The organism is Polynucleobacter sp. AP-Nino-20-G2, assembly GCF_018688235.1.
GTDB lineage: Bacteria > Pseudomonadota > Gammaproteobacteria > Burkholderiales > Burkholderiaceae > Polynucleobacter.
The window spans coordinates 1,729,283-1,753,187 of sequence record NZ_CP061313.1; the positions used below are offsets into that span (position 1 = coordinate 1,729,283).

The 23,905-nt window shown below is 48.1% G+C and carries 21 protein-coding genes; 13 read left to right on the top strand and 8 right to left on the bottom strand.

Features of this window, described 5'->3' with window-relative positions; genetic code table 11:
• The first annotated feature begins 7 nt into the window (after positions 1 to 7).
• The 3 genes from glcF to proC are packed head-to-tail and all read left to right on the top strand — an operon-like array spanning position 8 to position 2,876.
• Positions 8 to 1,294, top strand: a complete 1,287-nt coding sequence (glcF, locus tag FD960_RS08980) for a glycolate oxidase subunit GlcF (RefSeq protein WP_215298802.1) — start codon at positions 8 to 10, stop codon at positions 1,292 to 1,294.
• Positions 1,294 to 2,019 carry a YggS family pyridoxal phosphate-dependent enzyme gene (locus FD960_RS08985; RefSeq protein ID WP_215298803.1) on the top strand — a complete coding sequence of 242 codons (726 nt, stop codon included), beginning with the start codon at positions 1,294 to 1,296 and terminating at the stop codon, positions 2,017 to 2,019. Before glcF ends, FD960_RS08985 begins: the two co-directional genes overlap by 1 nt.
• Positions 2,016 to 2,876 carry a pyrroline-5-carboxylate reductase gene (gene proC / locus FD960_RS08990; protein ID WP_215298805.1) on the top strand — a complete coding sequence of 287 codons (861 nt, stop codon included), beginning with the start codon at positions 2,016 to 2,018 and terminating at the stop codon, positions 2,874 to 2,876. The genes FD960_RS08985 and proC overlap by 4 nt, the downstream gene beginning before the upstream one ends.
• Here the strand turns inward: proC and ubiA are convergent.
• Both ubiA and recG read right to left on the bottom strand, forming a co-directional pair.
• A complete protein-coding gene (gene ubiA, locus FD960_RS08995; protein WP_215298806.1) occupies positions 2,862 to 3,719 on the bottom strand; it encodes a 4-hydroxybenzoate octaprenyltransferase in 858 nt (285 codons plus the stop codon). The two genes, proC and ubiA, sit on opposite strands and share 15 nt — an antisense overlap.
• Positions 3,720 to 3,751: 32 nt before the next feature.
• Entirely contained in the window at positions 3,752 to 5,830 is a 2,079-nt protein-coding gene (gene recG / locus FD960_RS09000; protein WP_215298807.1) for an ATP-dependent DNA helicase RecG, read from the bottom strand.
• Positions 5,831 to 5,860: 30 nt separating this feature from the next.
• On the opposite strand from recG, the gene queA reads away from it, so the two are divergent.
• The 5 genes from queA (at position 5,861) to secF (ending at position 11,373) form a co-directional block, all read left to right on the top strand.
• A complete protein-coding gene (gene queA, locus FD960_RS09005; RefSeq protein ID WP_215298808.1) occupies positions 5,861 to 6,907 on the top strand; it encodes a tRNA preQ1(34) S-adenosylmethionine ribosyltransferase-isomerase QueA in 1,047 nt (348 codons plus the stop codon).
• Positions 6,904 to 8,061, top strand: a complete 1,158-nt coding sequence (tgt, locus tag FD960_RS09010; protein ID WP_215298809.1) for a tRNA guanosine(34) transglycosylase Tgt — start codon at positions 6,904 to 6,906, stop codon at positions 8,059 to 8,061. The genes queA and tgt overlap by 4 nt, the downstream gene beginning before the upstream one ends.
• A gap of 122 nt (positions 8,062 to 8,183) precedes the next feature.
• Positions 8,184 to 8,510 (top strand): preprotein translocase subunit YajC, encoded by a 327-nt coding sequence (gene yajC / locus FD960_RS09015; protein WP_015421927.1) that lies wholly within the window; start codon positions 8,184 to 8,186, stop codon positions 8,508 to 8,510.
• Positions 8,511 to 8,535: 25 nt separating this feature from the next.
• The gene (gene secD, locus FD960_RS09020; RefSeq protein WP_215298810.1) at positions 8,536 to 10,395 is read left to right on the top strand and encodes a protein translocase subunit SecD; all 1,860 of its coding nucleotides are present in this window, start codon (positions 8,536 to 8,538) and stop codon (positions 10,393 to 10,395) included.
• A gap of 3 nt (positions 10,396 to 10,398) precedes the next feature.
• Entirely contained in the window at positions 10,399 to 11,373 is a 975-nt protein-coding gene (gene secF, locus FD960_RS09025; protein WP_215298811.1) for a protein translocase subunit SecF, read from the top strand.
• Between the two features lie 50 nt (positions 11,374 to 11,423).
• Here secF and FD960_RS09030 read toward each other — a convergent pair whose 3' ends face one another.
• On the bottom strand, positions 11,424 to 12,806 hold the full coding sequence (locus FD960_RS09030) for a 3-deoxy-D-manno-octulosonic acid transferase (RefSeq protein WP_251369783.1): 1,383 nt from the start codon (positions 12,804 to 12,806) through the stop codon (positions 11,424 to 11,426).
• Positions 12,803 to 14,182: an adenylosuccinate lyase gene (purB, locus tag FD960_RS09035; protein ID WP_371817428.1), complete on the bottom strand. Its 1,380-nt coding sequence runs from the start codon at positions 14,180 to 14,182 to the stop codon at positions 12,803 to 12,805. The genes FD960_RS09030 and purB overlap by 4 nt, the downstream gene beginning before the upstream one ends.
• A gap of 96 nt (positions 14,183 to 14,278) precedes the next feature.
• On the opposite strand from purB, the gene FD960_RS09040 reads away from it, so the two are divergent.
• A complete protein-coding gene (locus FD960_RS09040) occupies positions 14,279 to 14,890 on the top strand; it encodes a glutathione S-transferase N-terminal domain-containing protein (RefSeq protein WP_215298812.1) in 612 nt (203 codons plus the stop codon).
• A gap of 24 nt (positions 14,891 to 14,914) precedes the next feature.
• Here FD960_RS09040 and mnmA read toward each other — a convergent pair whose 3' ends face one another.
• A complete protein-coding gene (mnmA, locus tag FD960_RS09045; protein WP_215298813.1) occupies positions 14,915 to 16,030 on the bottom strand; it encodes a tRNA 2-thiouridine(34) synthase MnmA in 1,116 nt (371 codons plus the stop codon).
• Between the two features lie 174 nt (positions 16,031 to 16,204).
• Here mnmA and FD960_RS09050 point away from each other — a divergent pair, with 174 nt between their 5' ends.
• From FD960_RS09050 to FD960_RS09065, 4 genes are all read left to right on the top strand, one after another.
• Positions 16,205 to 17,335, top strand: a complete 1,131-nt coding sequence (locus FD960_RS09050) for a Re/Si-specific NAD(P)(+) transhydrogenase subunit alpha (protein ID WP_215298814.1) — start codon at positions 16,205 to 16,207, stop codon at positions 17,333 to 17,335.
• 25 nt (positions 17,336 to 17,360) lie between these two features.
• Positions 17,361 to 17,699 (top strand): proton-translocating transhydrogenase family protein, encoded by a 339-nt coding sequence (locus FD960_RS09055; protein ID WP_011903634.1) that lies wholly within the window; start codon positions 17,361 to 17,363, stop codon positions 17,697 to 17,699.
• 32 nt (positions 17,700 to 17,731) lie between these two features.
• Positions 17,732 to 19,099, top strand: coding sequence for an NAD(P)(+) transhydrogenase (Re/Si-specific) subunit beta (locus FD960_RS09060; RefSeq protein ID WP_215298815.1), 1,368 nt, complete (start codon positions 17,732 to 17,734; stop codon positions 19,097 to 19,099).
• A gap of 110 nt (positions 19,100 to 19,209) precedes the next feature.
• Positions 19,210 to 20,175: a tripartite tricarboxylate transporter substrate binding protein gene (locus tag FD960_RS09065; protein WP_215298816.1), complete on the top strand. Its 966-nt coding sequence runs from the start codon at positions 19,210 to 19,212 to the stop codon at positions 20,173 to 20,175.
• Positions 20,176 to 20,252: 77 nt separating this feature from the next.
• Here the strand turns inward: FD960_RS09065 and oxlT are convergent, their stop codons facing one another.
• The 3 genes from oxlT to FD960_RS09080 all read right to left on the bottom strand — a co-directional run bounded on the left by oxlT (position 20,253) and on the right by FD960_RS09080 (position 23,705).
• Entirely contained in the window at positions 20,253 to 21,521 is a 1,269-nt protein-coding gene (gene oxlT, locus FD960_RS09070; protein WP_215298817.1) for an oxalate/formate MFS antiporter, read from the bottom strand.
• Between the two features lie 213 nt (positions 21,522 to 21,734).
• Entirely contained in the window at positions 21,735 to 23,387 is a 1,653-nt protein-coding gene (groL, locus tag FD960_RS09075; protein WP_215298818.1) for a chaperonin GroEL, read from the bottom strand.
• Positions 23,388 to 23,414: 27 nt separating this feature from the next.
• Positions 23,415 to 23,705, bottom strand: coding sequence for a co-chaperone GroES (locus FD960_RS09080; protein WP_015421939.1), 291 nt, complete (start codon positions 23,703 to 23,705; stop codon positions 23,415 to 23,417).
• Between the last annotated feature and the right edge of the window lie 200 nt (positions 23,706 to 23,905).

Sequence of the window (23,905 nt, forward strand, 5' to 3'; positions counted from 1 at the left end):
TCTTTATATGCAAACTCAACTCGCCCCCCAATTCGCCAACACGCCTGAAGGTATTGAAGCTGCCAGAATTCTTGGTAAATGCGTTCACTGCGGCTTCTGTACCGCAACCTGCCCTACCTACCAAATTTTGGGCGATGAATTAGATGGTCCACGTGGCCGCATTTACCTCATTAAGCAAATTGCAGAAGGTCAGACGCCAACAGAAAAAACGCGGATGCACTTAGACCGCTGTCTCACTTGCCGCAACTGTGAAAGCACTTGCCCTAGTGGTGTGCAGTATGGCAACCTAGTAGATATCGGTCGCAAATGGGCCGAAGAAAATACGCCAGAACGTCCGCTTGCTCAACGCCTCACCCGCTGGGCACTGAAAGAAGGATTGACCAGTCCAAAATTATTTAATTCGGCAATAGCACTAGGTAGACTTGTCCGCCCACTCATGCCTAGCGGAATTCAACGCAAGATTCCAGAAACGAAAAATAAGGTGTTGGCAAGCTCTACCGATCCTTATGCGCGACCACACACAAGCCACGCACGCAAAATGCTATTGCTTGAAGGCTGTGTACAGCCAGGCATGTTGCCCAATATTAACTCTGCGACAGCCCGTGTATTAGATGCGCTCAAGATTCAATTGATCAGCGCCTCAAATGCCACTTGCTGTGGAGCTTTACGCTATCACTTGAATGATCAAGTTGGCGGCTTGGATAACGCCAAACAAAATATCGATGCGTGGTGGCCCTTGGTTCAGCAAGGCGTAGAAGCCATTGTTATGACTGCATCTGGCTGCGGTGTCATGGTGAAAGACTATGGCCATCTATTTGCAAGCGATCCACAATATGCGGCTAAAGCTAAAAAGATCTCCGATCTCACTAAAGATATTTCCGAAATCATGCCGACCCTGCAAAGCGAGCTAGTGAATTTGCTTGGGGCAGACCCAAAGCCGGGCGTCGTCTATCACCCACCATGCACCTTGCAACACGGACAACAAGTTCGTGGAAAAGTAGAGGGACTCTTAAGCGGTATCGGCATTGCTGTTCGTCTTTGCGCCGATAGCCATCTTTGCTGTGGTTCTGCGGGAACATATTCAGTAACCCAGCCAGAACTTTCAGAGCAACTCCGCAAAAACAAGCTAAATCATTTACAAGCCGCTTGTGAAGAGTCTGGCGCAGAGATAATCGTCTCAGGAAATATTGGCTGCATCACCCATCTTCAACAAGACGACACCCCAGTCCTGCATTGGATTGAGATTGTTGATCAACTAATCGCCAAAAAACACATAGCGCACCCGGTTACATAATGAGTCAAATTACCACCAACCTCATGTTGGTTAGGCAGAGGCTTGAGTTAGCGGCATTAGCCGCAAACCGTGAGCCTGAAGATATTCAATTGCTTGCGGTGAGTAAAACGTTTCCAGCAAGAGCCATCGAAGAGGCCATGCATGCCGGACAATCTGCCTTTGGAGAGAACTATGTCCAAGAGGGTGTTGAGAAAATTCAGGAGCTTGCTAAATTACGTCCGTGGTTGGAATGGCACTTTATCGGGCCACTGCAAAGCAATAAGACCAGAGAAGTAGCAGAGCATTTTGATTGGGTGCACAGCATTGACCGACTCAAAATCGCGGAGCGTCTCTCTACTCAACGCGCTGAATTTCCCGATCTTGGTGATTTGCAGGTATGTATACAACTCAACGTTAGCGCTGAGGAGAGCAAGAGTGGGGTATCCCTGAATGAAGCTGAGTTGTTATGCGATTCAGTTGCGAAGCTGCCCAACATCATCCTCAGAGGCTTAATGGCCATCCCCGAACCCAGTAGCGATATCGCGCAACAACGGGCAGCCTTTGCGGCGGTTCGAGAGTGTTTCTTAGGAATCAAGGTAAAGCACTCGAACGATATTGGCTATGAATTCTTTGACACCCTATCCATGGGAATGTCAGACGATCTCGAATCTGCGATTGCAGAAGGCAGCACAATGGTCAGAATAGGAAGCGCCATTTTTGGGAAGCGCAATAAGATAAAAACATGAACACACAACAAATAAATCAAAACGCTCATATCACCTTCATTGGTGGAGGCAATATGGGTCGCGCGCTGATCAGCGGATTATTGGCTAACGGCTTTGAAGCAAACCAACTCTCGGTAGTCGAGGCTAATGCGAGTACTGGCTTGCAGTTGCATCAGGATTTCGGTGTTCAAGTCATTGGCGCTTTAGATCAAATCGCTTTTGATTTCTCCAAAAATAATGTTGTAGTGATGGCCATCAAGCCACAGGATTTCAATATCGTAGCGAGAGCCTTAAGCGCAAAGCTTAAGCATGCAACTGCGCCCGGCCCGCTCATCCTCAGTATCGCAGCTGGAATACGCCTCAAGGATATGAGTCGCTGGCTCGATCATGAACGTTGTGTACGCGCTATGCCAAATACTCCCGCCCTCATCGGCAAAGGCATTACTGGCTTATTTGCGGATGCCGCTGTAAACGCATCTGACCGCTCTCTCGCTGAAACCATTTGCAATGCAGTAGGTCAAGCCGTCTGGGTGAACGAAGAAAAATTGATGGATGCCGTTACAGCAGTATCTGGCAGCGGTCCCGCCTATGTCTTTGCTTTCCTAGAGGCTATGCAATCCAGTGGTGAAAAACTGGGGCTTGATGCAGCCACAGCACGTAAGCTTGCTTATGCAACGCTCGAAGGCGCTACTCAGCTAGCCCATAATTCAGATGAGCACGCTGGGGTATTGCGGGAACGCGTGACTTCTAAAGGTGGCACAACAGCTGCGGCACTTGATATTCTCAAGCAGCTAGATTGGCATGGCGCCCTTGAAAAGGCGATTGATGCTGCCAGCCAACGTGGCAAAGCCATGGGCGACGAGTTAGGCAAAAGCTAAACCGAGCACAATTCCCAAAAAGAGAAAGCCGCCTAACCAGTTATTGTGACGGAACGCTTTAAAGCAATCATCACGCTTTCTGGTGGCGACTAATTTGAGATGGTAGATGGCACAAGCAAGAGCCAAGCACCAACCAAGCCAAAAATAATTACTGAGATTGGCAAGTTGCGCAACCAGTATCTGACTAACAAACAAGATCCCATAGCTGATGGCAATTGCGACAACATCAAAACGGCCAAAGGTAATTGCCGAGGTGCGCAAACCTAAACGCAGATCATCATCACGATCGACCATCGCATAAGCAGTGTCATAAGCAATCGCCCAGAAGATGTTTCCAATAAATAGAATCCAAGCTTCAGGCGGAATGAAATTCAAGACTGCTGCATAAGCCATCGGAATACCAAAGCCAAATGCTACCCCTAAAACCGCCTGTGGAATTGCTAAAAAGCGCTTGGTAAAAGGATAAATAATCGCCACCGCCAAAGCGAATACTGAAAGTTCTTTAGTCAAGGTATTAAGTGGCTGTATGAGTAAAAAAGCAAGCAGAGCTAAGCCCCCAGCAACAAGTAATGCTTCTTTTCCCGAAATCTTGCCACTCGTAATAGGGCGATCTTTAGTACGCAATACATGCCGATCAAAATCGCGATCCGCATAGTCATTGATGGCGCATCCCGCACTACGCATTAAGAATGTTCCCACGGAGAAAATCAGCAAGAGATGCCATTCTGGAAAACCGCCGCTCGCTAACCAAAGCGTCCACAAGGTGGGCCACAAGAGAAGCAAGATTCCAACAGGCTTATCAAGCCGAATTAAATGGGCATAAGCAATGAAACGATCGCGCATTAGATAATTTTCACAAGAGTTATCAGCAATTATCAGGCTTTTAAAAATTCAGTGCGAGATCCCAGCCAGCGCTCCAAATGCCTCTCTACTAAATCAGCGTGCTCTGCAAGCAAACGCTCTGCGGCTATTTGCGCCAATTCTATTAACCAGGCATCACGCTGAAGATCAACAAAACGAAGCATAGCATCGCCCGATTGTTTTGCACCCAACAACTCGCCCGGTCCGCGCAAGGATAAATCTCGCTCCGCAATCACAAATCCATCAGCGGTTTCTCGCAGGGTTTGCAATCTCTCTTTGGCTGCCATAGACAAAGGCTCTGCATACATTAAGATGCAAACCGAATCAGCTGATCCGCGCCCGACACGGCCACGTAACTGATGAATTTGGGCATAACCAAAACGTTCTGCATGTTCAATGACCATCAATGCCGCATTAGGAACATCAACACCAACCTCAATGACTGTCGTCGCTACTAGCAGCTGAATCTCATTTGCCTTGAATGCCGCCATGACCGCAGCCTTCTCATCACTCTTGAGGCGCCCATGCACTAAGCCAACTTTAAATGCTGGCAAGGCTTGAGTGAGCTGCTCAAAATTCTCCACTGCCGTCTGCAATTGCAATACTTCAGATTCTTCAATTAAGGGACAAACCCAATAAGCTTGCAGCCCCTTAGATAACCAATCATGTAAACCGCTAATGACTTCATCTCTGCGTGCCGCCTTCACTACTTTTGTGGCAATTGGTTTGCGGCCCGGAGGAAGCTCATCAATCACCGAGACATCCAAATCAGCATAGTAGGTCATCGCCAATGTACGCGGAATGGGTGTGGCTGACATCATCAACTGGTGGCAGTAAAACAATTCGGAACCAACCCGCTGCTGAATCTCTAGGCGCTGTCTCACGCCAAAGCGATGTTGCTCATCAATGACCGCTAAACCCAACTTAAAAAAACTGACCTTATCCTGAATCAAGGCATGCGTACCAATGATGAGTTGAGCACCACCGCTCTCGATGATTTCTTGAGCAAGTCTTTTTTCTTTTGCTTTCAAACTTCCAGAAAGCCAGGCAATCTTGATACCTAAGGGCTCAAACCACTCCTTCATCTTGAGGTAGTGTTGCTCCGCCAAGATCTCTGTCGGAGCCATGATGGCCGCCTGATAACCATGATCAATTGCACGTGCCGCAGCCAAAGCGGCAATCACCGTCTTTCCACTACCGACATCACCCTGCAATAAACGATTCATCGGAAAGGCATTGGATAAATCCCGACCGATCTCTGACCATACCCGCGCTTGCGCACCCGTTAACTGAAACGGCAGAGCCTTAATTAAGCCCTCTTCAATACTGATAGAGGATTTGGTTTTCGTAATGAACGGCGGAAAGCTGGGGGCACGTCTTTCTCGACGAATGGCATGCGCTCGCTTCAAAGAAATTTGTTGCGCCAACAATTCCTCAAACTGGACCCGACGCCAAGCAGGATGAGTGCGCTCTAGCAATGCTTGAGTGTTCGCATCCGCAGGAGGTTGATGTAAATAAGCAATCGCTTGTTGGAGCGGAGGCCAATCCTGTGTCGGCAAAATTTCCGCCATCAGCTTGACAGGCAAAAACTCCGCCAAACTTTCCTTCAGGCTGGCATCGCGTAAGGCCTGAACGACCGCTTTCCGAATAATAGCCTGGGAGATTCCGGCGCTTGCGGGGTATACCGGGGTCAAACTTGCCGACAATGGCGCGTCTGGAGTCACGGCACGCACGGTGGGATGAACCATCTCCGCGCCCTGGTATCCGTCACGAACCTCCCCACGCACTCGCACATGGGCCCCAACCGCCATTTGCTTTTGTTGACTAGGGTAAAAATTGAGGAAGCGGAGCTGGAGCGTGGCTGTATCGTCTTCAATCGTGACCAATAGCTGGCGTCTAGGGCGGAACATGACCTGATTTCGGATGACAACACCCTGAGTTTGAATGGATTGGAACCTTCCAAGCCCCAAAGCCTCCTCTATGCTGAAAAGCTCGGTCTCATCCTCATATCGAGATGGCAGATGCAAAGCAAGTGCCATAGGGGTGTTTAAACCCATCTTTTCGAGTGCAGTTGGCGGTCGCTTAGTTGTCATCGTTAAAATCCAATACCTGATGGTAACGCTATGCAACTTTCCGACTTCAATTACGACCTCCCGCCCAATCTAATTGCCCAGCATCCGCTGGCGAATAGAACCGATAGCCGCCTCCTAGAGGTCAGGGCTCAAGGGGATAAGGACGCCCAATTCATTGATCGGCAATTTCGCGACATTCTTTCCCTTATTAATCCAGGGGACTTACTGATTTTTAACGACACCAAGGTCATTCCCGCTCGCCTACACGGCAAAAAAGAGACCGGCGGCAATGTTGAGCTACTGATTGAGCGCATTAGCGCTGAGAACCAAGCCTGGGTTCAAATCCGAGCCTCCAAAGTGCCAAAGACCGGAACGATCGTTAATGTCTTCAACAAAGCGGGTGAAACCTTCCCAGTCGAGATGATTGGCTACGATGGCAGATTCTATGAAGTTCGCTTTCCAGAGAATGTCTTCTCTCTGCTGGAACGTTTTGGCGAGTTGCCGCTTCCTCCCTACATTGAGCATAAGCCAGATGAAGATGACGCTACTCGTTATCAAACTGTAGTTGCCAAAAATCCGGGGGCCGTTGCCGCACCGACTGCTGGTCTACATTTTGATGAGAATATCCTGCGTCAACTCAGTGAGCAAGGCGCTCACTATGCAACCGTCACACTTCACGTCGGGGCCGGAACCTTTACCCCAGTTCGTGAAGAAGACCTGACTAAACATAAGATGCATTACGAATGGTTCTCCATTCCTCCTGAAACTCTCGAGGCTATTGACGAGACGCATCGCAAAGGCGGGAGAGTCATTGCGGTTGGAACCACCAGCCTGCGAGCCCTGGAGAGCCAAGCATTGACCCAGAAGAATAGCGGTGAAACCAATTTATTCATCACACCTGGCTTTACATTTAAAACGGTAGATTGCCTGTTAACGAACTTTCATCTACCCAAATCTACTTTGCTGATGTTGGTAAGCGCCTTTGCTGGTGTGGACAATATCCGCAAGGCCTATCAACACGCCATTCAAAATGAATATCGCTTCTTTAGCTACGGTGATGCGATGTTCTTAAGTCGTCTTCACAATACAAACCCATGACCAAACCAGTTCACTTCAATATCTTGGCACGCGACTCCGCAAGCCCTGCACGCCTCGGTCAACTCGACCTTCCGCACGGTACGGTTCAAACCCCGATCTTTATGCCAGTGGGGACATACGGCACGGTCAAGGCCATGACACCTCGCGATTTAAATGAGGCTAAAGCGCAGATTATTTTAGGCAATACCTTTCACTTGTGGCTACGGCCTGGTTTGGATGTCATTAAAAAGCATGGGGGTTTGCACCGTTTTATGGGATGGGATAAACCCATCCTCACTGACTCTGGTGGCTTTCAAGTATTTAGTTTGGGCGCCCTCCGAAAAATCTCCGAGGAAGGGGTAACCTTTGCCTCTCCAATCAATGGAGATAAGTTATTTATGTCGCCAGAGGTTTCGATGGAAATTCAGGCGGTACTCAATAGCGATATCGCCATGCAATTTGATGAATGCACTCCATACGAAGTAAAGGGGCAACCCACTTCCGAGAAAACCGCGCGCGCCTCCCTGGAAATGTCTCTGCGTTGGGGTGACCGCTCCTTAAAGCGCTTTCGAGATCTAGAAACTGGTAATGGACTCTTTGGCATCGTTCAAGGCGGGATGTTTGAAAATCTGCGCGAATTTTCTTTGGACGCAGTCAGCCAACAAGGCTTTGATGGTATTGCCATCGGCGGCCTATCCGTAGGCGAACCTAAGCCCGAATTTGAGCGCATTCTCAATTTCACAGCCCCAAAACTCCCTGAACATATGCCCCATTACTTGATGGGGGTTGGCACACCAGAAGACTTGATGTTGGGTGTCAGCCTAGGAATCGACATGTTTGATTGTGTGATGCCCACTCGAAATGCTCGTAATGGCTGGCTCTTCACCCGTTTTGGAGACCTAAAATTACGCAATTCCGGCTACAAGGACGACGATCGTCCGCTGGATCCTACATGCGCCTGCTACACCTGCCAAAACTTCACCAGATCCTACTTAAATCACCTCCAAAAGGCGAATGAAATCCTAGGATCCCAGCTCAATACCATCCACAACCTCTCCTACTACCTCCAACTCATGGAAGAAGTCCGGGAATCCCTAGCAAAAGACCGTTTTAGCGCCTATCGCGAGGAATTTCATCGGAACCGTCAGCGCGGTGTAGAGCCCGGACAGGATTAATGACCCTAGGGCAGTAAATCAGCCCTCAAAGCCCCATACAGTTTAGAATTGCGGGTTTACGGCTTCGCTTTAAAAGCCTAAAACTGAAGCAGTTTCCAATTGGTAATTAATGGAGGTTTTGTATGTGGATTAGTAACGCTTTTGCCCAGGCTCCAGCCGCGGGTGCAGATTCTGGTGGCTTGATGAGCTTCCTTCCCCTGATTCTGATGTTTGCAGTGCTGTACTTCATCATGATTCGCCCTCAAATGAAGCGTCAAAAAGAAACCAAAGCAATGCTTGAGTCTTTGGCAGTAGGCGACGAAGTAGTGACTGTTGGCGGCATCATTGGCAAAGTAACTGCATTGAAAGATCAAGTAGTGACCGTTGAAATTTCTGCTGGCACTGAAGTGCAAATGCAAAAAGGCGCCATCACAACAGTATTGCCAAAAGGCTCACTGAAGTCTGCTTAATACGTCTGCTTAAAAGTATCTCAATATGAACCGCTACCCTCTCTGGAAATACATAGTCATCCTATTTGCTTTATTAATCGGCGGACTATATTCACTACCCAATTTCTACGGTGAGGCTCCAGCGGTTCAAGTCTCGTCCGCCAAACCAACTACCAAAGTTGATTTGGCGACACAGTCTCGAGTTGAAAAGATTCTGACTGAAGACAACATTAGCAATACCGGCATCTTCTTTGAGTCCGCAGGTAATGTAGGCTCAATCAAAATTCGCTTTACCAATACCGACATTCAACTGCGTGCTCGCGATCTCTTGCAGCAAAAACTGAATATCGATCAAAACGATCCTAATTTCACGGTTGCGTTGAACCTCCTATCCAATACACCCGGATGGCTGAACGCAATCAACGCATTACCAATGCCACTCGGTCTTGACTTACGTGGTGGCGTCTACTTCCTGCTGCAAGTGGATATGAAAGGCGCCGTGCAGAAGAAGGTTACTTCTTTAGCAGCGGATATTCGTAGCCAATTGCGCGATAAGTCTGTGCGTCATCAAGGCATTGAGCGTGGCCAAGATACCATCACCATTACCTTTGGCAGTACTGAGGAGGCGGAAAAAGCACGTTCAGTACTGACAAGTGGTCAGCCTGAATTGGTTTGGCAGATCAAACCTACCGGTCTCTCCCCAAAACTCGTTGGCGAATTTAAGCCAGTGGCGTTGAAAGAGATTCAAGATAATGCCGTTAAACAAAACATCATCACACTGAATAAGCGTGTGAACGAATTGGCTGTAAAAGAACCAGTTATTCAGCAGCAAGGTGCTGAACGTATCGTTGTTCAATTGCCAGGCGTACAAGATACCGCTCGCGCAAAAGACATTATTGGTCGCACCGCAACACTGGAGTCAAGATTGGCTGACCCAGTCGTTTCAACCATTGCGATTGGCGAAACACCTCCTCCAGGTATGGATGTATTCCGTTTTGGTGAAACTCGCCAAGGTGTATTTAAAAAGTCGGTCATTTTCAGCGGTGATCGTATTACCGATGCAAGTGCTGGCTTTGATCAAAACCAACGCCCCGCGGTCAACATCTCTTTGGATGCTGCTGGCGGACGCGTCATGCAAGAGGTCACCCGTGAAAACATTGGCAAGCCAATGGGCATGATCTTATTTGAAAAAGGTAAGGGCGAAGTTCTTACGATTGCCACCATTCAAGGTGAGTTCGGCTCCAAGTTTCAGATTACCGGCCAACCCACTACTGAGAGCGCTAACGACTTAGCCCTCTTGCTTCGTGCAGGCTCTTTAGCGGCGCCAATGGAAATTATTGAAGAGCGCACTATCGGACCAAGTCTTGGTGCGGAAAATATTGAAAAGGGCTTTAAGTCCCTCATTATTGGTTTTGCGGCGATTGCTGTATTCATGATGTGCTACTACCTTCTGTTTGGCACTTTCTCAGTTGTCGCTCTAGCAGTGAACTTACTGCTGTTGATTTCCGTTCTGTCCATGTTGCAGGCAACGCTGACCTTACCGGGTATCGCGGCGATGGCACTGGCATTGGGTATGGCGATTGACTCAAACGTGCTGATCAATGAACGTATTCGCGAAGAGTTGCGCAATGGCGCTTCACCACAAACCGCGATTGCGGTGGGCTTTGATAAAGCCTGGGCAACTATTTTGGATTCGAACGTCACCACCTTAATCGCCGGTCTTGCATTGCTTGCATTCGGCTCAGGCCCTATTAAGGGCTTTGCGGTAGTACATTGCCTCGGCATTCTCACATCGATGTTCTCAGCCGTCTTCTTCTCACGCGGCCTGGTGAATCTCTGGTACGGCAGAGGCAAGAAAGTTCAGAAGCTCGCTATTGGCCAAGTTTGGCGTCCACAGGAGAAATAAGCCATGGAATTTTTCCGAATAAAAAAAGATATTCCCTTTATGCGCCACGCTTTGGCGCTCAATGCGGTTTCTCTAGTCACTTTCCTTGCCGCGGTCTTCTTCCTGTGGCATAACGGCCTACATCTATCGATCGAATTTACTGGTGGCACCGTCATGGAGGTTACTTATCCGCAGACTGCTCCATTAGATTCCATTCGCACCAATGTAGAGAAACTCGGTTACGTTGACACCCAAATTCAAAACTTTGGCAGCTCACGTGATGTGATGATTCGTCTACCGCTTCAGAAAGATACGGAAGGAAAGATGATTTCTTCAGCAGATCAAAGTGCCGCAGTAATGGAAGCCTTGGATCCAAAAACCTCTGGAGTCAAACTTCAGCGCGTTGAGTTCGTTGGCCCCCAAGTCGGTCAAGAACTTGCTTTAGATGGATTGAAGGCGCTAGTGTTTGTGATCATCGGCATTGTGGTGTATCTCTCATTCCGCTTCGAATGGAAGTTCGCTCTTGCCGGCATCATTGCGAACTTACATGACGTGGTGATCATTCTTGGTTTCTTCGCATTTTTCCAATGGGAGTTCTCGCTCTCAGTGCTTGCTGCAGTACTTGCTGTGCTGGGCTACTCCGTCAATGAGTCTGTGGTGATCTTTGACCGTATTCGCGAAAACTTCCGCAAATACCGCAAGATGAATACCCGCGAAATTATTGACAATGCAATTACCAGCACTATTAGTCGTACCGTGATTACTCACGGCAGTACTGAGATGATGGTCTTGGCTATGCTTGTTTTCGGCGGCCCTACTCTCTTCTACTTTGCCTTAGCGCTAACGATTGGTATTTTGTTTGGTATCTACTCTTCCGTATTCGTGGCCGCAGCCTTGGCCATGTGGCTTGGTGTTACACGCGAAGATTTAGTAAAGGGTGAGCGCAAGCCGGATGATGCGGCACGCAATGACGACCCAAACTTTGGAGCGCAGGTCTAAGCTTCACACCTCAGTTAACCGCATAGTGAACTACGCGGTTAACTGAATCATCAATTTAGCGTGAAATTCTGATGCTCAAGGGCGGCCAATATTTTCTGAGTCGCGCCTTGGTGCTCAGTGGCATAGACTTTCGCAGCAGCAGCCATCCTCGCTAATTCAGCAGAATTAGCCAATAAATCCTTCAAAGCTTCCGTTAGGGCAATTGGCTCACCAAGTAAGAGTTCGCCATGAATGCGCTTTGCTGCACCAACCCCTAGTGCATCCAGAGCAGCCTGCTGAAAATTATAGGTATGTTCGCCTAATAAGACCGGGCATCCGGCTGCACAGGCCTCAATCAAATTCTGACCGCCAAACGGCAATAAACTGCCGCCCATCACCACCAAATCCGCGGCACTGTAATACATCGGCATTTCACCCATAGAGTCACCGAGAATGACCTCGAGATCTACACCGCCTTGAGGAACCCCATTCCATTCGGTGCGCCGCCTGAACTTGAGGCCGGCATTATGGATGTAGCCTGCGACTTCAGAGAAACGCTCCGGATGACGCGGCACCAAACAAAGTAATGGCGCAATCTCAAAGGCATTACTCAGCAATAAATCCTTCCAGGCCTTCAGAATAATTTCTTCCTCGCCATCGCGAGTGCTGGCAGCGCAGACCATCAGGCGACGATTGGCGTGAAGCTCTTGTTTCCATGATTTACCTTGCTGAATTAAGACCGGATCCAGGGGGGCATCAAATTTCAGATTTCCCACCACCTCTACCCGCTTCACACCCAGACTTCGATAACGCTGAGCATCCAATTCCGTTTGAGCCAAGATTCCCGCAAAGGCCTGAAACAAAGCTCGACCCCCTTCACCAAAGCGATTTACGCGACGCGCACTACGCTCAGATAAACGTGCATTCACTAAAAATAATGGCAAGCCAATTTCCGCACAGTAAAACACCACAGTAGGCCATGCCTCGGTTTCCATAAACAAGCCCAGCTTAGGCTTAAAAGTGCGAATGAAGTTGGCGACTGACCAACACACATCGTATGGGAGGTAGACCTGCTGAAGCTGACCAGATGCTATTGCCTTTGCAAATAAAGCAGCGCCTGTGCGACGGCCATTGAGTGTCATATGCGTTAGCAAGATGGTTTCACCACGCCCAAGATAGGCCTCAATCAAAGGTTGAGCCGCACGAGTCTCACCTACCGATACCGCATGAATCCAAATCGCACCTAATGAAATGGGCTTTCTATAAGCAAAGCCCAAGCGCTCAGGGAAATGTTGGAGGTATTGAATCGAATGGCGCGCCCGCCAAGCAAGGCGAATAAATGCTAGAGGCAATAGCAGATGCCAAAGCAATTGATAAACAGCAAACCAGAACTTAGGGCGGGCACCGTAAGGAAAATCTTGCGGTGCACTCCCAAGGTTTGGAGTCAAACTCACTTTTTCAGACGTTCGGTCAATTCGACCGCCTTACCTAAATATGAAGAAGGCGTCATTTCAAGCAGCAATACTTTTGCATCATCTGGAATCTTCAAGCCACGAATAAAGGTTTGCAAATCTTCTTTGTTAATCCCTTTTCCGCGGGTGAGTTCCTTGAGTTGCTCGTATGGATTCTCGATACCGTAGCGACGCATGACGGTTTGCACTGGCTCAGCCAATACTTCCCAGCATTCATCCAAATCGGCAGCAATCGCGGCATGATTGACCTCCAGCTTGCCTAGGCCACGCAAGGCACTATCGTACGCCAATACGCTATGACCAAAGGCTGGGCCAAGGTTACGCAAGACAGTAGAGTCAGTCAGGTCACGCTGCCAGCGCGAGATAGGCAACTTCTCAGCCAGGTGGCGCAACAATGCATTTGCTACACCCAGATTACCTTCAGAGTTTTCAAAGTCGATTGGATTGACCTTATGCGGCATGGTGGACGAACCAATCTCACCTGCTTTGGTGCGTTGCTTAAAGTAACCAATAGAGATATACGCCCAGAAGTCACGATCCATATCCAACAAGATGGTGTTGGCACGAGCGATCGCATCAAACAATTCAGCCATACCATCGTGCGGCTCAATCTGAATGGTGTAAGGATTGAAGGTTAATCCCAAACGCTTCTCTACAACATTCTTGGAAAAATTTTCCCAATCAAAATTGGGATAAGCAGACAAGTGCGCATTGTAGTTTCCGACTGCGCCATTCATTTTTCCCAACAAGGGAACGGCTGCAATCGTAGCAATCGCACGCTCTAAACGCTTAGCGATATTAGCCAACTCTTTGCCCAAAGTACTAGGGGATGCAGGCTGGCCATGAGTGCGGGATAACAAAGGCACTTTGGCGTTTTCAATTGCCAAGTCTGTTAACACGGAGAGTACTTTTCTGAGTTGCGGCAATAACACCTCATCGCGCGCCCCACGCAACATCAAGCCATGGGAAGTGTTATTAATATCTTCCGAAGTACAGGCAAAGTGAATGAACTCACTCGCCTTTAGCAAATCAGGACGGCCAGAAACTTTTTCTTTTAAGAAATACTCAACTGCCTTAACGTCGTGATTGGTAACAGCCTCAATATCTTTAATGCGTTGGGCATCCGCATCAGAGAAATTTTCAGGCAAGGCTAATAAAAAAGCTTCATCTGCTGCGCTAATTTTTGGAACATCAGGCAGGCCGGCCGATGCCAAAGCCAAAAGCCAATGAATCTCCACAAACACCCGCTGACGCATAAAAGCGGCTTCGGATAGCCAAGGTCTCAGAGCGTCCAGTTTTCCGGCATAACGGCCATCCAAAGGGGAAAGTGCATTAAGGGTAGAAAGCGGCTGACTCACAGATATTGCCTTTACATGGAATATGTCAATAAAAGCTAATTTTAATCGTTCTTGAGGGGCAAACCTTTTTAGGCCAGCATGGCTATACTTAGCTCCATGAAACTCATCGGATCCCTCACCAGCCCCTACGTGCGCAAGGTACGCATCGTTTTTTTAGAGAAAAAGGTTGATGTTGACCTAGAACTTGAAAATGTCTGGGCTGCAGACACCAAAATTACCCATAACAATCCATTGGGCAAGGTTCCCTGCCTGCTTTTGGATGACGGTGAGGCAATTTACGACTCTCGTGTCATCGCGGAATATGCCGATACGCTTAGCCCTGTAGGCAAACTCATCCCCGCAGGAAGTCGTGAGCGAGCCACAGTGAAAACCTGGGAAACGTTGGCTGACGGTATTGAAGATGCCGGCATTTTGGCCCGCCTAGAAGTAACCTTGCGCCCCTCAGAGCAACAAAGTCCAGCTTGGATAGAGCGCCAAATGGGCAAAATTGATGCGGTTCTTGCCCAAATGTCCTCTAAATTAGGCGAAAACGCTTGGTGTCACGGCAATCAGATGACTTTGGCTGATATTGCGGTGGGATGCGCATTGGGATATCTATTATTCCGCTTCCCAAATGTTGCCTGGCAGGCGCAGTACCCCAATTTAGATGCCCTGTATCAAAAATTGATGCAAAGGCCGTCGTTTATAGAAACTAATCCACCAGCGTAAGCAAACTAGATTTTTTTGCTATTTTTAGGCGGAAATAATCCCGCCGCCTAAGCAAATATCTCCATCGTACAAAACGGCAGATTGCCCTGGCGTAACCGCCCATTGGGCCTCAGGAAACGCTAGCTCAAAACTAAGCGGACCTTCAGTTCCAGCGGCAAGCGTACAGGGGGCATCCGTTTGACGGTAGCGAGTTTTTGCAGAATATTGGCCAGGTACGGGCGCTATACCGTCAACCCAGCTGGCATCGATTGCTGAGAGCTGATTGGCCAATAACCATGGGTGCTCATGGCCTTGAGCGACGTACAGAGTGTTGTTGGCAACATCCTTACGAGCCACATACCAAGCATCACCATTGCCATCTTGACTGCCTCCCAGACCAATCCCCTTGCGCTGACCCAGCGTAAAGAATGCAAGCCCCATATGCTCTCCCACCGTTTTTCCCTCAGGAGTTTTGATGGGCCCAGGGGTACGCGGTAGATAGCGATTTAAGAACTCCCGAAATGGGCGCTCACCAATAAAACAAATTCCGGTGGAGTCTTTTTTGCGCGCATTGTGCAAGCCAATCTCCTCAGCAATTTTGCGCACTTCCGTTTTAGGAATTTCACCCAAAGGAAATAGAACGTTCGCCAATTGAGACTGGGTTAAGCGATGGAGGAAGTAACTTTGATCTTTGCTGGCATCGAGCGCCTTGAGAAGCTGCACTCGCCCACCCTCATGCCTCACACGGGCATAGTGGCCGGTGGCGATAGCGTCTGCCCCTAAATTCATGGCGTGATCTAGGAAGGCCTTGAATTTAATTTCCGCATTGCACAATACATCGGGGTTGGGGGTTCTTCCTGCAGCATATTCTCGAAGAAATTCAGCAAAAACGCGCTCCCGGTACTCAGCAGCAAAATTAACCGCCTCCACGTCAATACCGATTAAATCGGCAACTGACACCACATCGAGCCAGTCTTGGCGCGAAGAGCAATATTCATCGTTATCGTCATCCTCCCAATTTTTCATGAAAAGGCCAATTACTTCATAGCCTTGCTGCTTCAGCATCCAAGCGGCAACGGACGAATCTACCCCTCCAGACATCCCAATAACGACTTTGGATGGATTTGAGACGGGTATTGCCGAAGAATTGAGCGGGATCATCAAAAAATGCGAAAATTCAATATAAGCTGAAAACCCCATTGTAAAAGTCTTGCAGCAAATTTACGAGATTTGCTGCAAAACCAAATAAATGGCGCTGAGGGTAAATAGATAGGTGAAGTTTCACCCTTCTAACTAAAATAGATTTTTTGAAAAATTTGCATTTGGAGACATGCCATGCGCATAGGAGTACCGCTGGAAATCAGACCTGGGGAAACCCGCGTTGCCGCGACACCGGAAACCGTTAAGAAACTGATTGGCCAAGGCCATACAGTTGTTATTCAAAAGGATGCTGGCGTTTCAGCTAGCCAACCAGACTCCGCCTATGAAGCAGTTGGCGCAAGTATTGGAAGCGCAGCTGATGCCTTTGGCGCAGAGATTGTGCTCAAAGTGCGCGCGCCCGAAGCTGCAGAGCTCAAGCAAATTAAATCCGGTAGTGTTCTCATTGGCATGCTCGATCCATTTGATAGCGACAACATTGCTGCGATGGCTGCTCAAGGCGTGACCGCATTCTCATTAGAGGCTGCGCCACGTACTACTCGTGCTCAAAGCATGGATGTGCTGTCTTCACAAGCCAACATTGCCGGCTACAAAGCTGTGATGGTTGCGGCTAATGAATATCAACGCTTTATGCCAATGCTCATGACCGCCGCTGGAACCGTCAAAGCTGCTCGCGTATTAATCTTGGGTGCTGGCGTTGCTGGCTTGCAAGCGATCGCAACAGCGAAACGTTTAGGCGCTGTAATCGAAGCCTCTGACGTACGTCCCGCCGCTAAAGAGCAAATCGAATCTCTCGGCGCAAAATTTGTTGACGTGCCATACGAAACAGATGAAGAGCGCGAAATTGCCCAAGGTGTTGGTGGCTATGCCCGACCAATGCCTGAGGCATGGATGAAACGTCAAGCAGCCTTGGTTGCTGAACGCGCTCAACAAGCTGACATCGTCATTACAACTGCACTCATTCCAGGCCGCAAGCCACCAGTCTTACTGCACAGCGACACTGTTGCCAATATGAAACCAGGCTCGATTGTGATTGACTTGGCTGCTGGTCGTGGCGATAACGGCTCAGGCAACTGTCCACTAACAGAAGCTGACAAGATTGTTGAAAAGAATGGCGTGAAGATTGTGGGTTACACCAATTTGGCAAGCATGGTGGCTGCTGACGCATCTGCTTTGTATGCGCGTAACCTGCTCGATTTCATGAAGCTGATCGTGGACAAAGAAGCGAAGTTAGTTATCCCAAGTGATGATGACATCGTTACTGCCTGCTTAATGTGTCGTGATGGCCTAGCCGTCCGCAAAAACTAATCAAAATTCATTCGAAGGAAACATCATGGATCTCGCTGCTTTTCAAAGCATCCTCACAGTCCAAAACATCACCGTATTTGTGTTGGCCATTTTTGTTGGCTATCACGTAGTTTGGAATGTCACCCCAGCACTACATACCCCGCTCATGGCAGTTACTAATGCTATTTCCGGAATCATTATTGTTGGCGCGCTGTTACAAACAGAAGTGATTGGTGGCGATGAAATCACTCTCACCAGCATCATTGGTGCAGTAGCGGTTTTCTTAGCCTCAATCAATATTTTTGGTGGCTTTATGGTCACCCGTCGCATGCTTGAAATGTTCAAGAAAAAAGCCCCAAAGGCTGATGCGGCTGGAACTAAATAAAACTAGAACAAGATCTAATAGAGACCCAAATAATGTCAAACATCACTGCGATTTCATATCTCATTTCATCGGTGTTATTCATCCTCGCTTTGCGCGGACTATCATCACCAACCACTTCACGCCAAGGCAACACCTTTGGCATGATCGGCATGCTGCTAGCCGTCATCACCACTTTCATGATTCCTGACTTTAAGCCAGTCTTCTCATTGATTATTGGTGCTATTGTCGGCGGCGCAATCATCGGAACACTTGCAGCTAAGCGCGTACAAATGACGAAGATGCCAGAGCTCGTAGCGCTCATGCACTCATTCGTTGGTTTATCTGCGGTATTGATCGCAATTGCAGCGGTATACAACCCAGCTCATGACCATACTGGCGCACAAAAGATTGAACTCTTTATCGGCGCGTTTATTGGTGCAATCACCTTTACTGCCTCTGTCATTGCTTTCGGAAAACTATCAGGCAAGGTAAGCGGTAAGCCAGTAACGTTCGCTGGTCAACACCTACTTAACCTCATTCTTGCCATTGGCATGATTTCTGGCGGCATCATGTACTTCATGACAGGCAGCCACGAAGCTTTCCTCATCATGTGTGCAATTGCCTTGGTATTGGGTGTGACTTTGATCATCCCAATCGGCGGTGCAGATATGCCAGTGGTGGTATCGATGCTGAACAGCTACTCTGGTTGGGCGGCTGCAGGTATTGGCTTCACACTGAACAACCCCGTATTGATCATTGCCGGCGCTTGCGTTGGCTCCTCTGGCGCGATTCTGTCTTACATCATGTGTAAAGCGATGAACCGCTCCATCCTCGCAGTATTGCTTGGCGGCTTTGGTGCCGAAGCTTCTGCAGGTGGCGCTGATGATGGCGGTCCAAAGAACTACAAAACTGGTTCACCAGAAGATGCGGCATTCTTGATGGAGAACGCTGACACAGTAGTGATTGTTCCAGGCTATGGTTTGGCAGTTGCGCGTGCTCAACATGCTCTTAAAGAACTCACTGAAAAACTCACTCATCATGGTGTCACAGTGAAGTATGCGATTCACCCAGTGGCTGGACGTATGCCTGGTCACATGAACGTACTCTTGGCTGAAGCTGAAGTGCCGTACGACCAAGTGTTTGAGATGGAAGATATCAATAGCGACTTTGGTCAAGCTGACGTAGTGCTAGTGCTTGGTGCAAACGACGTTGTGAACCCTGCCGCGCGCACACCTGGTAGCCCAATCTTTGGTATGCCAATCTTAGAGGCATTCAAAGCCAAAACGATTATCGTGAACAAACGCTCTATGGCAGCAGGTTACGCTGGCCTCGATAACGAGCTCTTCTACATGGATAAAACCATGATGGTCTTCGGTGATGCGAAGAAAGTTGTAGAAGATATGGTGAAGTCTGTTAGCTAAGCGCTTTACTCAAGCCAAATAAAACAACCGCCTACGGGCGGTTTTTTATTACGTTAAGATATAAAACAGCACCGCTAGAGTGTAAAAATAAAACTAAAGATGAGACAGAAATGAATGTCAAACTATTGTTGTTTGTGGTGACAAGCGCGCTCTGCTTTACTTCCGTACAAGCACAAAACTTATACCCCAATCGCCCAATTCAAATAATCATGCCCTTGCAAGCTGGCAGTGGAGTCGATATTTTGATGCGCCCCATCGCCCAAAGAATGGGGGAGAATTTAGATCAAGCAATCACCATAGAAAATATTCCAGGAGGTGCCGGCTTAATTGGCGCCAATAAAGTGGCCCAAGCCAACCCCGATGGATACGTATTGGGGGCCTTTAACGATAGTATTTTGACCATGTTACCCAATCTTTATAAAAAGATTGACTATGATCCCATTCAAAGTTTTTCGCCTGTATCTGAAGTTGCGGCAATAACTTTCGTCATGGTAGCCAACCCCGCATTTCCAGGAAATACTGCCGCCGACTTGATTCGCATTGCCAAGGAAAATCCTGGAAAAATTGATTACGCGTCTGGGGGAAATGGTTCCCCGCAACATATTGGAATGGAGATCTTTAGACAATATACCGGCGCACCAATCGTGCATATCCCCTACCGCGGAGCAGCAGCAGCTGTAACTGATGTTATGGCAGGGCAGATTCCAGTGATGATGAGTGCGCTATCGGTCGTACTGCCACATATTCGTGCTGGCAAACTAAAAGTACTGGGGGTTGCAAGCAAGACTCGCTCGGCTCTGCTGCCAAACTCACCCACCATTAATGAAAGCGTTAAAGGATATGAATTTTCAACCTGGGGTGCCATTGTTGCGCCAAAAGGCACTTCTCCAGCCATGATTACCAAGTTGAATGACTCTCTTGCAACGGTATTAAAAGATCAAAAACTACGCGATCAATTAATACAGCAGGGTTTTGAGTTTGTACCTTTGGGTCCAGATCACTTAAAAGAAATGATCTCTCAGGGACTTATCAAAATGAAAAAGCTTATTCAGGATGGCGGCATTCGACCTGATTAATTTCCCGCAAAGAAAAAGGCTAGCAGTTGCTAGCCTTTTAACTTCAGCCTAATGAGCCGTTGGTTAATAACAGCGCTTTACATCGTTTTTGCCTTAAGGTAGTTTGCGCGCATTGGACGCAATACAAAGAAAGCAAGAAGTGCTGCTGTGGCATCAAGAGCAATCATGATTCCAAATACAGGAATCCAGCTCTCAGTTACGCCATGGATATACGCCGCAATTGGACCACCGATGATGGAGCCTACACCTTGCGCCATGTACAAGAAACCATAGTTAGTAGTCGCATGCTTTTGACCAAAAGTATCGGTCAAAGTCGATGGGAACAAGGAGAAAATTTCACCCCAGCCAAAGAACACAATGCCGGACAAAATAACAAACATCACAGGATCAGAGCGTGTCATTACCCAGAAGAACATTGCTACCGCCTCCAGACCAAATGCAATCGTCATGGTGTACTCGCGACCGATCTTATCGGATACCCAACCAAACAAGGGGCGAGTCAAACCATTGGTGACGCGATCGATGGTTAACGCCAACGGCAAGGCCGCCATGCCGAAAACCATGGCAGAGGTGATGCCAAAGTCTTTTGCAAATGCACCCATCTGCGAGATCACCATTAAACCGGAAGTCGACATCATAGACATCATTAAAAACATCAGCCAAAACACCGGGGTTTTGAGCATGATTTTAGGTGGGACACCAGATGCGGCAGCCTCAATCTGACCAGCGGTCTGAACGCGATCAGCATGAGGTACACGAATGCCCTGAGCAGCCAAGAGACCTACCGCACCAATGATGTATCCAAAGAATGTCAAAGTGCCTTGTAGGCCACTTTCAGCCAAGCTAGTAGCGATCGGGAAGGTGGTCAATAAAGCGCCAATACCGTAACCCGCGGCAACCATACCCACTGCAAAGCCACGGTTGTTTGGAAACCAACGAACCATGAGACCAACAACACCAATGTAAACAATACCGGTGCCTAGACCACCAAGGACGCCATAGGTAATGTATAGATTAGAAACAGTAGTGAGATTGGCGGAGAGCACCCAACTCATACCAGTCAAAATCGTACCGATAGACAAGAGAAGACGTGGCCCGAACTTATCGACCAAATACCCTTGAAATGGCGAAAAGAATGTTTGTAAGACAATCAAAATAGAAAACGTTACTTGCAACTCGGTTAATGTGACGCCAAGTTGGCCCATAATGGGTTTAGTAAACAAAGCCCAAACATATTGTGGGCTTGAGATGGACATCATACAAATGACGCCTAGGGCAAGCTGCACCCATTTGGACTTCAGGGGGTTAGTGCTAGCAGGTGCCGCACCCATTGCTGCTGTACTCATACAAGTCTCCTTATTCGAACTACTAGAATTTCTAAATGCAATCTTTAGGAATTCATTGTGTTCTTGGAGGCTCGGGTAATCTCTTACCTATTCACCTCTTTGGTGCGTTCTGCATTGACTTGATGCACCAATATGCACCAATAAAAAACGCCTGGTCTTTTGAACCAGGCGCTCTTGTTTCTACAGCTTGATAGCCGAGGAAATTAACGGCAATTACATCATGCCGCCCATTCCGCCCATGCCACCCATACCGCCCATATCAGGCATACCGCCACCAGCAGACTCGTCTTTTGGCGCTTCGCAGATTGCGCAATCAGTTGTCAACAATAAGGCTGCAACAGAAGCTGCATTTACTAACGCAGTTTTTGTTACTTTAGTTGGATCGATTACACCTTGAGCTACGAGGTCACCGTACTCACCAGTTGCTGCGTTGTAACCGTTATTGCCCTTGCTAGCCAATACCGCATTCACAACTACGCTAGCTTCGTCGCCTGCGTTAGAAACGATGATACGAATCGGCTCTTCCATTGCGCGCAATACGATGTTGATACCAGCGTCTTGGTCGGCGTTATCGCCTTTCAAGCCCTTGATACCTTGCATCGCGCGTAACAATGCAACGCCACCGCCAGGAACAATACCTTCTTCAACCGCTGCACGAGTTGCGTGCAATGCATCGTCAACACGGTCTTTCTTTTCTTTCATTTCAACTTCAGTAGCAGCACCAACACGGATCACTGCAACACCGCCTGCCAACTTGGCAACGCGCTCTTGCAACTTCTCCTTGTCGTAGTCGCTAGTTGCTTCTTCGATCTGAACACGGATGTTCTTCACGCGAGCTTCAATCGCTTTAGCATCGCCAGCACCGTCGATGATGATGGTGTTTTCTTTGCCTACTTCGATACGCTTCGCTTGACCCAAGTGCTCAAGAGTTGTTTTCTCGAGTGTGAGACCAATTTCTTCAGCAATCACTGTACCGCCAGTCAAAATAGCGATGTCTTCCAACATGGCTTTACGACGATCACCAAAGCCTGGTGCCTTAACAGCACAAGTCTTGATGATGCCGCGAATGTTGTTCACAACCAAAGTTGCCAAGGCCTCGCCTTCAACATCTTCCGCGATGATCAACAATGGACGACCAGATTTCGCTACTTGCTCGAGTACTGGGAGCAAATCACGAATGTTGCTAACTTTCTTGTCAAACAAGAGAACGTATGGGTTTTCCAATACGGCAACTTGTTTTTCAGGCTGGTTAATGAAGTATGGAGAGAGGTAGCCACGGTCAAACTGCATACCTTCCACCACTTCCAACTCATCTTCCAATGATTTGCCATCTTCAACAGTGATAACACCTTCTTTACCTACTTTTTCCATTGCTTCAGCAATACGCTGACCAATGCTTTGATCGCTATTCGCTGAGATAGAGCCAACTTGAGCGATTTCTTTAGTAGTTGTGCAAGGCTTGCTAATCTTTTTCAACTCTTCGATTGCAGCAGCAACCGCTTTGTCGATACCGCGCTTCAAATCCATAGGGTTATGGCCTGAAACTACGTATTTCATACCTTCGCGAACGATAGACTGAGCCAATACAGTAGCGGTAGTTGTACCGTCACCAGCGATGTCATTAGTCTTGGAAGCAACTTCCTTAACCATCTGAGCACCCATGTTTTGGAGCTTGTCTTTGAGTTCGATTTCTTTTGCTACGGATACGCCATCCTTAGTGATGGTTGGGCCGCCAAATGAACGCTCGATCACTACATTGCGACCTTTTGGTCCTAAAGTGGTCTTAACTGCGTTAGCAAGAATATTTACGCCTTCCACCATCTTGGTGCGAGCGTTATCTCCAAATACGACGTCTTTTGCTGCCATGATTGAATTCCTTTCTTAAGTACCGAATTACTTCTGTACAACAGCCATGATGTCTTCTTCGCGCATTACGAGAAGCTCGTCGCTGCCGACCTTAACTGTTTGACCTGCATATTTGCCAAATAACACGCGATCGCCAACTTTGACGTCTGGTGCATTCAACTTACCGCTGTCATCACGCTTGCCTGGGCCAACTGCCAATACTTCACCTTGATCAGGCTTTTCAGCGGCAGCATCAGGAATGATGATTCCAGAGGCAGTTTTTGATTCTTGATCTAAACGTTTAATGATTACGCGATCATGTAAAGGACGCAGATTCATTCCTTCTCCTATGTTAGTAAGTGTTAACTAATTAAAATAACCATATAAATCAAAGCTTTATAATCTCTTCACACGGAAGCTAAGCAAATTAGCCTAAGCAAGGACAATCTTAGCACTCGCGTGTAGGGAGTGCTGATTATATAGGTCTGGCTCCTCCGATTTCAAGGGCGGAATCTCCTTAAATTTCATATGGGAAAACC